Below are 13,012 nucleotides of genomic sequence, written 5' to 3' on the forward strand. Positions count from 1 at the left end.
CCTCGCCTTCCGCCGATTTCAATACGCTATTTCCGCACATTCGTGCCAAGTCTTTCGGCACAAATATTTTTTTGCTGTGTCGGTACGCTTTTTGCACGGGGCATAAAAGACGCAGGGCGAACAACTCTGTCGGCATCCATGCCGTACCCAAGCGCACGGCTCAAATGGCGCCGCTCGCTTGGGCGCCGAGTTTGCTCCGCAAACTCGCAAGACATATGACTTTAAGTTCGCAATTCTGAAGAATTGCTCACATATGAGGATGTATGACTAAAACCGTAAAAGCCGGGGATTTCAAAGAGGTGTCCCCTTTTGCAGTGCGGGAAGGAGAGAGATGAAACCCTGCCCTGAACGGGGTGTCCTCTCTCTCCCTTGAGAATAAAGCATTTTTTAAGGAGGTGTTTATGGAACACAAAAAAAGAGGGGCGGCGCTCATCACAGCCGCGTTGGTGGCGCTTATTGCGCTATTCGGCATGACCGCCTGCCCGAACAACGCGGGCGGAGGAACACCATCCCTGCCGCCCGCCGACAAAACCTACACAGTTGACGGCGTAAACTTTACGATAAAAGGTATTGCCGCCGTAACAAACGGAAACGTGGGGCACTCCGATTACAGTAATCCTTCTTCCGGCGGTAAGAATGCACCGCATACGGTAAGCCTTTCCGCGTACTTGATAGGAGAGACGGAAGTAACACAGGAATTGTATCAAGCGGTGATGAGCAATAAACCGAGCAGTTTTAACGACAATCCTGAAAGCGGCGAGGAACAGACAAAACGACCGGTGGAAAGAGTAAGCTGGTATGATTGTATAGCGTTTTGCAATAAGCTGAGCTTGAAGCTGGGACTTGAGCAGTGTTATACGGTAACGGTTGGCGGAAATCCGATAGATTTTTCAACGCTTGCATACAACGCTATACCTGCAATAGATAATGCGGACTGGAATAACACCGCATTTGACGGAAGTAAAAACGGCTTCCGACTGCCGACAGAGGCCGAATGGGAATGGGCAGCCAAAGGCGGCACGGACGACAAATGGGCGGGAACGGATACCAAAAGCAAGCTTAAAAACTATGCGTGGTATAATGCAAACAGCGGTAGCAAAACGCACGAAGTAAAGAAGAAGCAACCGAACGGCTACGACTTATACAACATGAGCGGGAACGTCCAAGAATGGTGCTGGGACTGGTATAGCGCCAGTACACCCGCGAGTGGACAGACTGACCCGATCGGTGTAGAAGACGGTACTTTCCGCATCATCCGCGGCGGCAGCTGGTACGACAATGAGGATAAGGCCGCTTGTGCTTATCGGAACGGCAACAAGCCTTTTGACACCAGCACGAGTCGTGGCTTTCGTGTGGTTTGCCGCCCCTAATTGCTCGCAGATAACCGGCTTTAAGTTCGCTACATACAGCGTTTCCGGCCCCGTGTCGGAACATGAGCAATAAGGCCGGATTCCAAAGGGGGGCCTCTTTGGCAGTGCGGGAAAAAGAGGGGGTTATAAGGAGAGAGAACCCTGCTCTGACTTGAAAAAGCCCGTAAGGGACCCGGGGTACTCTCTCCCCCTAAAGTAAGGAGGTGTTTATGAAACACAAATTAAAAACAATCCTGTTTATCGGTTTAGCGCTCATTGCGCTATTCGGTATGACCGGCTGCCCGAATGCTGCGGGCGGGGGCGGCGATGCTTTGGCCGACAAAACCGAAAACGTGGAGGGTATTCAATTTACGATGAAAGGCATTGCCGCCGTAACGAACGGGAAGATCGGGCATGCCGATCAGGAGCACAACGGCGAGCGGACGGTGTCGCTTACCGCCTACCACATCGGGCAAACCGAAGTAACGCAGGATCTGTGGGAAGCGGTAATGGGCGGCAATCCGAGCGCTTTTTCGGGCGGCTCAAATCCGCCTGCTTCGGGCGAAACGCAGGGGGCTCGTCCGGTGGAGCAGGTAAACTGGTACTCTGCCATTGCCTTTTGCAACAAGCTCAGCTTAAAGCTCGGCCGCGCTCCGGTGTATTCGGTTACGGTCGGGGGAACTCCGGTCGATTTTGAATCGCTTACGGTAAGTCAAATTCCGACGACTGACAATACAGACTGGAATGCCGTTACCGCCGACTGGAGTGTAAACGGCTTCCGTCTGCCGACCGAAGCCGAATGGGAATGGGCGGCACAAGACGGCAGTGCGCGCCGCAAATGGGCGGGTGCTAACGACGAAAGTGCGCTTGCAAGCTGCGCGTGGTACCGCGCAAACGGCGGCGATAAAACGCACGCGGCAGGAAAAAAGAGCGCAAACGCTTTCGGCCTTTCCGATATGTCGGGCAACGTACAAGAGTGGTGCTGGGATTGGTATAGCGATCTTACGCCCGGCGGCGGAGAGGATCCTACCGGAGAAGCGGGCGGTACCAAGCGGTCGGTGCGCGGGGGCAGTTGGAAGGAAGACGCCGCGAATGCCGCCTGTGCGTTCCGCAGCGGTCTTGAAGGTTTTAAGGCGGAAAACACCCTGGGCTTCCGTCTTGTGTGCCGTCAACAGGGCAAACCCTTTACCGGCAGTTATAACAAGGACACCGGTGCGGGACAGGTCGGCAGCGTAAAGTTCACGATGAAAAAGATAGACGCGGTAACGAACGGCACTATCGGGCACAGCGACCAAGCCGCTGCCCCTACCAAAAATCCTCCGCACCAAGTCAATTTGAGCTCCTATTGCCTCGGAGAAACCGAAGTAACGCAGGAACTGTATGAAGCGGTTATGGGGAACAACCCGAGTTTCTATCAGGGCAGCGGCAAACCGCCCGTTACCGGCGAAGTACAGGCACAGCGTCCGGTAGAAGAAGTCAGCTGGTACGATGCGATTGCCTTTTGCAATGAACTGACAAAAAAAACAATGCTCGGCGATGATGCGTGCGTGTATTGGGTTGACGGGCACATCTACAACGCCGACGACGCACGAGCGAAAAAAATACCCCAGCCGCGGTGGAGCAAAAAAGGCTTCCGTTTGCCGACCGAAGCCGAATGGGAATGGGCGGCACAAGGCGGCTCTGAACGGCACAAATGGGCGGGTACCGACAACGAAAGCGCTCTTGCAAGTTATGCGTGGTACTACGTAAACCCCAGTTCCATGTTGACTCACCAAGTAAAAAAGAAAAACGCAAACGCTTTAGGCTTTTTTGATATGAGCGGTAACGTAGGCGAATGGTGCTGGGATAAAAAGGGCGAGTTACCCGATCCGCTGCCGGATGATTATGCAGGCCCTGTCGAAGGTAGCGATCGTATTTGCCGCGGCGGAAGCGTTTTATACGATACGGACCATGCCGCATGCGCAAAACGGTCGGGCTTTCCTCCCGATTTAGGTTCATATATCGGTATCCGCGTAGCGTACGGCGTTATAAATCCGCCTTCGCTTAAGCCGTGGTATACGGTACAGTTCGGTGCCGCGGATGAGCACGGTTCGCTGAGCGCGACCGTTGCAGGCGAAATCGTCAGTCAGTGGACACATTCCACCCGGCAGGAAAAAGATACCGTCATTACGTTTAAAGCACATCCCGAATCGGACTATGTGGTTAAAGAGTGGACAAACAACGGAGCGGTTATCGCCGAAGCGAGCAACGCTGTCGTGTACAATCATACGGTAACGGCGGATGCCGACATAAAAGTAAGCTTTAAGCCTCAAGACCCGCCGGTTATAAGCTTCGGCGTAGACGGCGCACACGGCACGCTCAAAGCGTATAAAAAGAACACAAATGAAGAAATCTTGTCGGGTGAACAAGTGCCGCTCCGGAGTAATGTGTACTTTATTGCAAAGCCCGAAAGCGGCTACACGGTAGACAAGTGGACAAACAACGGTGCAACCTGTAACGGCACAAGCTGGAGCTACGAGCTTTACGCAACGGAAGATACGGATATTCGGGTACAGTTTAAAGCTAAAACTTATACGGTGCGCTTCGGCGCGGAAGGCGGCGGTACGGTAAGCGTAACGGTAGACGGCACGAGCATTTCGTCGCCTTGCGAAGTACGCGAAGGCAAGCAGGTAGTCTTTAGCGCAACGCCGAACGAAGGCTATCGGCTCAAAAAGTGGACGCGCAACGGAAACGAAGTCTACGACGCCGGAACTGCGCCGACGTACACGTACACGGTAAATTCCGACGTCGATGTAAAAGCGCACTTCCTCCTCAATAATGCTTGGATCGTTTTCTGTAAAGCAAGCGGTAAGGGCCGGGTTAAAGCTTACGTAAACGGAAACGAAATTCAATCGGGCACGGCTGTACCTCACGGCACGCAAGTACGCTTTAGCGCATGGCCATTCGATCATAGTGCGATCGACAAATGGGAGCTCAACGGCTCAGAGCTTACGGAGACCGGCGTGGGCATCGAGTACACGCGTACCGTAGAAGCGCATACCGACATGCAGCAAACGCTCGTGAAGGTATACTTTAGCGAACCCGACTGGGATAAATTCTTTACGGCAGCGGGCGTACGCTTCAAGATGAGGTGTATTGCCCCGGTAGAAAACGGAACGGTCGGCTCAAACGATGTAGACGACAACCATGAGCATACGATCAGCTTAAGCACCTATTACATCGCAGATACCGAAGTAACGCAGGAGTTGTATCAGGCGGTTATGGGAGATAACCCGAGCTTCTATAATGACAATCCTCTTTCAGGCGACGTGCAGGAAAAGCGTCCGGTAGAAAATGTAACCTGGTACAAGGCAGTTCTCTTTTGCAATGAGCTTACCGAAAAGGCGGGATTGCCGGAAAGCGAGTGCGTGTATTGGTGTGAAGGGCAAGTATACACTTTCAACGCCCTCCAAAATGGAAAAGAGCCTGAAATGAGGATGGAAAAACGGGGCTTCCGCTTACCGACCGAAGCCGAGTGGGAATGGGCTGCCCAAGACCAAGGGAAGCGGCGTACGTGGGCGGGCACGAACGACGAAAGTAGTGTCGGCACTTACGCGTGGCACCAAACCAATAGCACCAAAACGCGCGAAGTGAAAAATCTGCGGTCGACCGACACCGGTTTATACGATATGTCGGGCAACGTGGCTGAATGGTGCTGGGATTGGTACACCGATACCACACCCGCAGGCGGCATAAACCCGACCGGAGCGCAATCGGGAAACAAGCACGCTATACGCGGCGGCAGTTATAACAGCAGCGCCTCCGGGATCAAGTGTGCCTTCCGAGACAAGTCGTGGAATGGTGATAAGGATGTCGGCTTGCGCGTAGTAAAGCGGCCGTAAGGGTTATAGTTCATTCCAATGGATAATCGGTAATTGTATGAGGATTGCACATCCGTGTACGGGAGGAGTGAAAGCGGGCAGGGAAAAAACCCTGCCCCTAAGCGGGGCTGCCCCAATTTGATTAGCGATTAAAATACCTGACCGAAAAGGTCAAACCGCCCCAAGCCGGAAGAACCATCGGCTTCGGGGGCGGTTTTTTTTGAGGGCGTTCTTATAAAACCCGGGAAGTTGTGGTATAATAAAAAACAGGAGGTATGATATGCCTACAATGACTATGCCAAATAAACTGTATCGAGCATTGGAACAGGCAGCCCGAATGACTGGAGTGCCAAAAGATACCGTCTTGGAAAACGCCCTTAGCCGCTACCTTGCCGAATTGCAAGAAGATGCCGAAGATGCCCACCTTGCCGAAAAAGCGTGGGCTGACTTTGAAAAAAGTGGGGAAGCTGCAATACCTGCCGACGTTCTGTATAAAGAGCTCGGACTATAACTAAAATGAAAGTCGAATATGCTCCGACAGCGAGCAAGCAATTTTCACGGCTCAATAAGCCGCTTCAAAACCGAATCAAAAAATATATGAGTGAAATTGCCTCACTTGATAATCCGCGTTCCCGGGGGAAAGCGCTTACTTCAAATCTTTCAGGACTATGGCGGTACCGCATCGGCGATTACCGCATTTTATGCCGCATCCATGACGATAAGCTAATTATCACTGTCATCGGAATCGGACACCGCTCAACGGTGTATCGATGAACAGAGAAAGTCACGGGAGGTACGATAAAAAGCATCGGCTGAAATAGCGCCTCCGCCGGAGTCTTGAGACAAAAAACGCCGAAGCGTTTTTTATTTATGGGAGACACTCGCGATTTCTGCGCGCTGCTCGAAATCGCAGCGTTCTTATCTCGAGTTTGCGTTGCAAACTCGACTATTGAACGTGTGCGCTCTCGCGCACGGCTAAAACTTTTTTCGAAAGTTGATTCGAAGTCCGCGAAAGCGGACACGTAGAATCAGTTCTTTGCAGAACGAGCCGGAGGCTCTAACTTTCTGCAAAAAGTTTTAAGGAGGTCGTTAATATGCTACTAGCCGAATATGATTATGAAACTGATATAGCCGTACAACGAGCTGAAGAACGTGAAATAGCCTTTGCCGAAGGAATTGAACGAGGAATTGAACGAGGTTTTTCCGACGGTTCCCGTCAAAAAGCGTTTGAAACGGCACGGGTTTTAAAACAACTCGGCGATTCCGTAAAAAAGATAATGCAAGTTACCGGCCTCAGCAAAAAAGAAGTGGAAGCACTGAAGTAATTACACGGTACCGATTACCAATTTGCAAAGACTGCCGCCCCAAGCCGGAAGAACCTTCGGCTTCGGGGCGGTTTTTTTTGTGTAGCAACTATGGCAGAGACGGTGAAAATGCGCTATACTGACCGCCGTAGCGGAGGCATACATGAACGTATTGGTAATCGGCGGCGCCGGATATATCGGCAGCCACGTCGTTAAAGAATTGATGAAGCAAAAGCACCGCGTAACCGTTTTCGACAATCTTTCGAGCGGTCTGCGCCAAAATCTTTTTAAAGAAAACGAATTCATATACGGAACGATTTTGATCCCGGGCGATTTGGACGCGGCCTTTGCAAAAGGCTTTGACGCCTTTATACACTTGGCGGCTTTCAAAGCGGCAGGCGAATCGATGATCGCTCCCGAAAAATATTCTATTAACAATATCAACGGCACGCTCAATATCTTAAATGCAGCCGTCTCTCACGGCTGCAAGCGCATGGTGTTTTCGTCGTCCGCAGCCGTATTCGGAGAACCGCAGTATCTTCCGATAGACGAAGGCCATCCGAAACATCCCGAAAATTATTACGGCTATACGAAGCTTTCGATCGAAGAGTTTATGGCGTGGTACGAAAAACTGCGAGGCCTGCGCTTTGCAGCGCTCCGCTATTTTAACGCGGCAGGTTACGACGTCGACGGAGAACTCTGCGGCCTCGAACAAAATCCCGCAAACCTTTTGCCGGTGATCATGGAAGTCGCCTGCGGTATGCGCGAAAAGCTCAAAATATTCGGCAGCGACTACGATACGCGCGACGGAACCTGTATCCGCGACTACGTGCACGTAAGCGATTTGGCCGCCGCCCACGTAAAAGCGCTCGAATACATCGCAGAACACGACGAAAGCATTTCGGTAAATCTCGGAAGCGAAAAAGGTATGACGGTGACGGAAATGGTCGAAGCCGCGCGGCGCATCACAGGCCGCCCGATTCCCGCCGACTATGTCGCGCGCCGTGCAGGAGATCCCGCATCTCTCGTTGCGACGAGCAAATATGCGTACGAAAAGCTCGGCTGGAAAGCGCAGTATTCCGATACGGATACGCTCGTCCGAACGACGTGGAACGCATATCAAAAATACAACGGGCTTGTTAAAAACTAACCGATTTTTAGGCAACACTTATGAGGCAAAAAAATGAATAACGATACGAAACAAAAACTCTTCGATTATATTGCATCTTCGAAACGCGATATCGTTGCGCTCGAAACGCTTTTGACGAGCCATCCCTCCCTCGCTCCGGAAAACGGCGGACAGGGCGAAATCGAAAAATGCGAAGCGCTTATCGCGTGGCTCCGCGAACAGGGTTTTACGAATATCGAACGATACGACGCGCCCGATCCGCGCGTTGCAAGCGGCATCCGCCCGAACGCGGTCGCGACCCTTCCCGGCAAATCGGACGATTTTTCGGTGTGGGTTATGGCGCACTTGGATGTCGTACCCGTCGGTGAAAAATCGCTGTGGCATTCCGATCCGTGGAAAGTCGTCGAAAAAGACGGCAAGCTCTACGGGCGCGGCGTCGAAGACAATCAGCAGGGGCTCACGTCCGGCGTCTTTGCAGCCCTCGCGTATATGAAGTGCGGCATCGTCCCCGAACACACGGTCAAACTTTTATTTATGGCCGACGAAGAAGTGGGCAGCGAATACGGCATAAAATATTTATTAAAAGCGCACAAGCTTTTCCGCAAAGAAGACATCATCGTCATTCCCGACGGCGGAGACGCAAAGGGAGAAACGATCGAAGTCGCCGAAAAAAATATTTTATGGCTCCGCTTCCGCGTAACGGGCAAACAGACGCACGGCTCGCGTCCAGACACCGGATGCAACGCCTGTCTTGCCTCCGATGCCCTTGCGCTTTCGCTCCACGATATGAAAGACGTGTTCAACAAACGCGATCCGCTTTTTACGCCCGACTGTTCGACCTTCGAGCCGACGATGCGGATGCAAAACGTCGGCAGCATCAATATCATTCCGGGAGAAGACGTGTTCTGCATGGACTGCAGGATCATCCCGTGCTACACGCTCAAAGAAGTGTACGCTGAAGTCGATACGCGCTGCAAAGCGATAGAAAAAAAATACGGCGTAAAAATCGAATATACGATGCCGCAGGCAGGCGAATCGCCCGCGACTCCCGTCGACGCTCCCGTCGTGCAAAAGCTTTCCGAAGCGCTGAAAGCGGTGCACGGAAAAACCGCACGCACGATCGGTATCGGAGGCGGCACCGTCGCAGCTCCGCTTCGGGAGCTCGGCTACAACGCCGCCGTATGGAGCACGCTAGACGACATGGCTCATCAACCCGATGAATACTGCATCCTCGACAATATCGTTTCCGACGCGCAGACGCTCGCATTTTTGTTCGGCGCCTGAACGGCACGCAATTTTTACAGGAGCAATCATGAACTTTGCCGCAATTGAACACCGTTCGTTTGACAATTACTGTTATCCGCTTGATAAAGATACGCTTTCGATACACATACGCACCGGAAAAGATATTCGGCGCGTAACGCTTGTTTGGGGCGATCCGTTTGACCGCGGCCTCATGGGAGGTGCGTGGAATTGGATCGGAAAACGCACGGAAATGACGGACGTACGTGAGCTGCCCGATCACCTGTGGTGGTCTCTCACGGTAAAGCCCGAATTCAAACGATGTCAATATTATTTTGAACTCGACGACGGCGGGCAAACGCTGTGCTATGTCGAAAACGGTTTTTTTACGCAAGCGGATTTGAAAAAGCAAACTTTTCCTTTCATATTTATATTTCCGTGGATGAACGAAGCCGATATCTGTACGCCGCCCGAATGGCCGGAAAATACGGTGTGGTACCAAATTTTTCCGTCGCGTTTTTGCAGGGGCGGCAAAGCCGATACAAATGCGTATCGCAAATGGGCGCCTCCCGACAAAACGGTAACGAATGAAGAGCGATACGGCGGTAATCTGCAGGGTATTACCGACAAGCTCGATTACCTTGCGCGGCTCGGCATAACCGGTTTGTATCTCAATCCCGTCAACCGCTCTCCGTCGCAGCATAAATACGATACGACCGATTACCTGCGGATAGACGAATCGTTCGGTACGAATGACGATATGAAGCGCCTCGTATCGGAAGCGCACAGGCGCGGCATCCGCGTTATGCTCGACGGTGTTTTCAATCATACGGGCACGGATTTTTTTGCATGGCAAGACGTGCTTAAAAACCGCGACAAATCGAAATACGCATCGTGGTATATCGTCAATAATTTCAATTTCGCCGGCAGCGGTAAAGCGCGGCACGGCGATTATTATACGTTTGCATTTGCGGACGGCATGCCCAAGCTCAATACGAACAATCCCGAAGTACGGGAATATTTGCTGAACGTGTGCGAAACGTGGGTGAAAGAATACGATATCGATGCGCTTCGTATGGATGTTGCAAACGAACTGTCGCACGTTTTCTGCCGCGAACTGCATGAGCGTATGCGTAAACTGAAAAGCGATTTTTATATCGTCGGGGAAATATGGCATAATTCGATGCCGTGGCTGCGCGGCGACGAATTCGATGCGGTTATGAATTATCCGCTTTCGAATGCCGTTTTCGATTTCGCCTCTTCGCCTGAAACGGATACGCGGACGCTTGAGAGGAATATCAATTATTGCCTTACGATGTATTACAGCCAGACGACTCGCGTACAGTTCAATTTATTGGACAGCCACGATACGGTAAGGCTCGTTACAAAGACGAAAAACCGCGACAAAACGTTGCAGCAGCTTGTGTTTTTGTTCGCGATGCCCGGCAGCGTATGCATGTATTACGGCACCGAAGTGCTTCTCGAAGGAGCCCACGATCCCGACAACAGACGGTGTATGCCGTGGAAAGAAATCGAAAGCGGCAAATACGACGAGCAAATCGATTTTACGAAAAAGTTGATCGCGCTCCGCCGCACGCACCGCGCACTTCGAAGCGCCGACCTGCGCTTTATATATGAAGGAGCGGCAAAAGCCGATTCCCGCCTTGTGCATATACGCAAATTTGCCGATGGGGAAACGGCGGATATCGTGTTTAATTTCGGATGTGAAGACGTCAGTATCGCCGATACAGGCGGAAAACCGGTAATGAGCGGCGCGTACGAATCGGGTATACTGCATAGGGACGGATTCATCGTAACGATTGCATAATTTTTCGCTTATTTTTCACTTGTTTTCCGCTTATATCGTACTGAAAAGCCCGTAAAGCCGATTTTTTTCCGCTTTGTAAGAAAATTTTTATTGACAGATTAAAAATAACGAAAGATAATTACTATAACTAAAAAGGCTTTAGAAGGAGGCTTTAATGAAAAAGTTTTGTGCTCTCATCTCTGTCTTACTGATACTCGCCGTTCACGCATCGGCGGACGTATCGGTAAAAAAACTCGGAGACGGAAACATAGAAGTGACGTTCTTCTATGGAAATCCGCGCGCACAAGAGGTTGTCCTCGCAGGAGACTTTACCGATTGGCAAAACGGCGCCCTGCCGATGACAAAAGGTGAAAAGGGATGGACCTATGTCCGTATCGTTCCGCCGGGAACCGTTATGAAATATAAATTTATTTCAGACGGAAACTGGACGGAAGACTTACGCGAGCCGGACAAAGTGGATGACGGTTTCGGCGGACATAACGGTCTTGTCGATGTCGACGTTTTGGTTGCGGCGCAAAGCAAGTCGGAAAATGCCGCTGCAGGTGCAAGTGCGAAACGCGCCGGTAATCTGAAATTTTCAACATGGGGTATGCTCGGCTATCAGATGAAATGGGGCGACGGTAAGAAAGACACCAAAAACGACCTCGACAGTGCCGGTTTGAATCTCACTTCGTATCTTAAAATAAGCGGCGAAGCGCTTCCGCGGCTGCCTATTTACATCGAAGTGGCGCTTGCCGAACAAAAAGGTTTCGACAATCTGTATAAACGCAATGTCAGAAATTGGGACGAAGGCTGGAAAAATCTTTTGGTCGACACGATTTTCGATCCGATTTATTATTACGGAGGACAGGATAAGGCGAAAACCTATCTCGGGCACCTCAAAATGGGATTGAATACGCCGATTGTAAACTGGACGACCGGCTATAAATACGCGAAGCTTTCGCCTCATCAAAACGTAAACTGGAACACGGTCGATAAAGAATGGGAAGCGGGCTACAATGAAGTCGGCGGTTTCAACCAATTCGATTTTGCACCGCTGTTTGCAAAACTGCTCGCAGATACCGGCGTTGAAGCGGATGTCGTCGTCGCTCCGAACCGCTCTGCAGACCGCGCGGGTTCGCAGTACGGTATGTACGCCTACGGTTGGTCGCGCTTTAACATCGCCGATTTCCCGCAGTATATCGATCTCCAATATAACGGCGCATACGGCAAAACCTATGATACGATTTTCAAAGAAGTGATGGAACACGACATCATCTTCGGTTATCAGGGTATTTACGGACCCGTTACCGTAAAAGCGAACGCTCTTTGGAACCGCTACGGTTCGTACGACAACGGCGACGGAACGAAAACCCTGTACGCACCGGCGACATCCGATGTCGGTTTGGTTCACGACGAAAATAAAAACTTCGGCGATAATTCCGCTTCCAACGTAAACGTTTCATACAGCTCGGATACGGTCAAAGCGACGGTCGGCTATCGGTACCGCGGTATTCAGGCGAATATGATGTATGTCGAACAAGGAGCGGACGATCATAGCAATATCACCGATCAGCTCGGTTTCCGCAATACGCAAGTGATCTTCGGCGGCGCCGATGTCATGCTGCTCGATAACGCGCTTACCGTCGGCTTGGACGCGCAGCTTACGATGGTGTTCAACAAAGACAACGATTATTACTATGATGAAGCAAAGAAATTCAACAACAAAGATACGGCTCTCATTAAAATAAAACCGCGCGCAGCGTACGACTTCAATCCGTACTTCGATTTCCCCGCAAAGCTCGACGGCTATATCAGATTCGACGCGGTTACGAAAAGCGACGACGAATTTGTGCGCAAAGACAAGAGCGCCTTTATCGTTGCGGAAGCGGGTGTGCGTTATAACCAAACCTTCGATACGGCAGTCGTAAAAGGTTTGACTGCGACCTACGCGTTCGACAATCTCGGAGGCGAATACGTATTCAATACGCTTTCGGCGGATGTTTCGCTTTTGCGCGACATCGTGGCAAGCTGCGGTATCGGAGTCCGCACGGAAGGAACGAAAACCTTTGACGATATTTTGAATCCGTTTGCATTCTTTATCGGTGCTCGGAAAAAGCTCAACGTTGCGGCCATTTACAAGCCGACCGCGTATTGCTACGTATTGGCGGGTATGGATCCGTTCAAAGAATTCAACGACGGACCGACGGCCTATCGATACAATACCGACAGCTACACGTGGTATCGCAACACGGACGACCGAAAGGACTATGACGGTGAAACGGCAATTCGCATAGGTCTCGTGTGGGATCTCTAATCGG

8 protein-coding genes and 1 pseudogene are annotated in these 13,012 nt (G+C 51.3%); all 9 read left to right on the top strand.

Translation table 11 applies throughout. From position 1 onward, the window contains the following. Nucleotides 1-401: 401 nt before the first annotated feature. The 9 genes and pseudogenes from HRI97_RS10700 to HRI97_RS10740 all read left to right on the top strand — a co-directional run bounded on the left by HRI97_RS10700 (nucleotide 402) and on the right by HRI97_RS10740 (nucleotide 13,008). A complete protein-coding gene (locus tag HRI97_RS10700) occupies nucleotides 402-1,370 on the top strand; it encodes a formylglycine-generating enzyme family protein (RefSeq protein ID WP_253725432.1) in 969 nt (322 codons plus the stop codon). 209 nt (nucleotides 1,371-1,579) lie between these two features. After that, entirely contained in the window at nucleotides 1,580-5,230 is a 3,651-nt protein-coding gene (locus tag HRI97_RS10705; RefSeq protein WP_253725433.1) for an SUMF1/EgtB/PvdO family nonheme iron enzyme, read from the top strand. Nucleotides 5,231-5,489: 259 nt separating this feature from the next. Beyond that, the gene (locus tag HRI97_RS10710) at nucleotides 5,490-5,720 is read left to right on the top strand and encodes a hypothetical protein (protein WP_253725434.1); all 231 of its coding nucleotides are present in this window, start codon (nucleotides 5,490-5,492) and stop codon (nucleotides 5,718-5,720) included. A gap of 5 nt (nucleotides 5,721-5,725) precedes the next feature. Beyond that, nucleotides 5,726-5,983 (top strand): type II toxin-antitoxin system RelE family toxin, encoded by a 258-nt coding sequence (locus HRI97_RS10715; protein WP_253725435.1) that lies wholly within the window; start codon nucleotides 5,726-5,728, stop codon nucleotides 5,981-5,983. Between the two features lie 305 nt (nucleotides 5,984-6,288). Then, nucleotides 6,289-6,534, top strand: a pseudogene (locus tag HRI97_RS10720) (hypothetical protein); the annotation flags it as partial. Between the two features lie 142 nt (nucleotides 6,535-6,676). Further along, nucleotides 6,677-7,663 carry a UDP-glucose 4-epimerase GalE gene (gene galE / locus HRI97_RS10725; RefSeq protein ID WP_253725436.1) on the top strand — a complete coding sequence of 329 codons (987 nt, stop codon included), beginning with the start codon at nucleotides 6,677-6,679 and terminating at the stop codon, nucleotides 7,661-7,663. Nucleotides 7,664-7,696: 33 nt separating this feature from the next. Continuing rightward, a complete protein-coding gene (locus HRI97_RS10730; protein WP_253725437.1) occupies nucleotides 7,697-8,926 on the top strand; it encodes a M20 family metallo-hydrolase in 1,230 nt (409 codons plus the stop codon). Nucleotides 8,927-8,954: 28 nt separating this feature from the next. Next, the gene (locus HRI97_RS10735) at nucleotides 8,955-10,712 is read left to right on the top strand and encodes a glycoside hydrolase family 13 protein (protein ID WP_253725438.1); all 1,758 of its coding nucleotides are present in this window, start codon (nucleotides 8,955-8,957) and stop codon (nucleotides 10,710-10,712) included. 154 nt (nucleotides 10,713-10,866) lie between these two features. Beyond that, nucleotides 10,867-13,008: a glycogen-binding domain-containing protein gene (locus HRI97_RS10740; RefSeq protein WP_253725439.1), complete on the top strand. Its 2,142-nt coding sequence runs from the start codon at nucleotides 10,867-10,869 to the stop codon at nucleotides 13,006-13,008. The last annotated feature ends 4 nt before the right edge of the window (nucleotides 13,009-13,012 follow it).

The sequence above is a fragment of the Treponema socranskii subsp. buccale genome (assembly GCF_024181585.1).
GTDB lineage: Bacteria > Spirochaetota > Spirochaetia > Treponematales > Treponemataceae > Treponema_D > Treponema_D buccale.

Excerpts from the sequence above, each read along its gene's own strand:
- HRI97_RS10700 (WP_253725432.1), top strand. The coding sequence starts at position 402 with ATGGAACACAAAAAAAGAGGGGCGGCGCTCATCACAGCCGCGTTGGTG.
- HRI97_RS10705 (WP_253725433.1), top strand. The coding sequence starts at position 1,580 with ATGAAACACAAATTAAAAACAATCCTGTTTATCGGTTTAGCGCTCATT.
- HRI97_RS10710 (WP_253725434.1), top strand. The coding sequence starts at position 5,490 with ATGCCTACAATGACTATGCCAAATAAACTGTATCGAGCATTGGAACAG.
- HRI97_RS10715 (WP_253725435.1), top strand. The coding sequence starts at position 5,726 with ATGAAAGTCGAATATGCTCCGACAGCGAGCAAGCAATTTTCACGGCTC.
- galE (WP_253725436.1), top strand. The coding sequence starts at position 6,677 with ATGAACGTATTGGTAATCGGCGGCGCCGGATATATCGGCAGCCACGTC.
- HRI97_RS10730 (WP_253725437.1), top strand. The coding sequence starts at position 7,697 with ATGAATAACGATACGAAACAAAAACTCTTCGATTATATTGCATCTTCG.
- HRI97_RS10735 (WP_253725438.1), top strand. The coding sequence starts at position 8,955 with ATGAACTTTGCCGCAATTGAACACCGTTCGTTTGACAATTACTGTTAT.
- HRI97_RS10740 (WP_253725439.1), top strand. The coding sequence starts at position 10,867 with ATGAAAAAGTTTTGTGCTCTCATCTCTGTCTTACTGATACTCGCCGTT.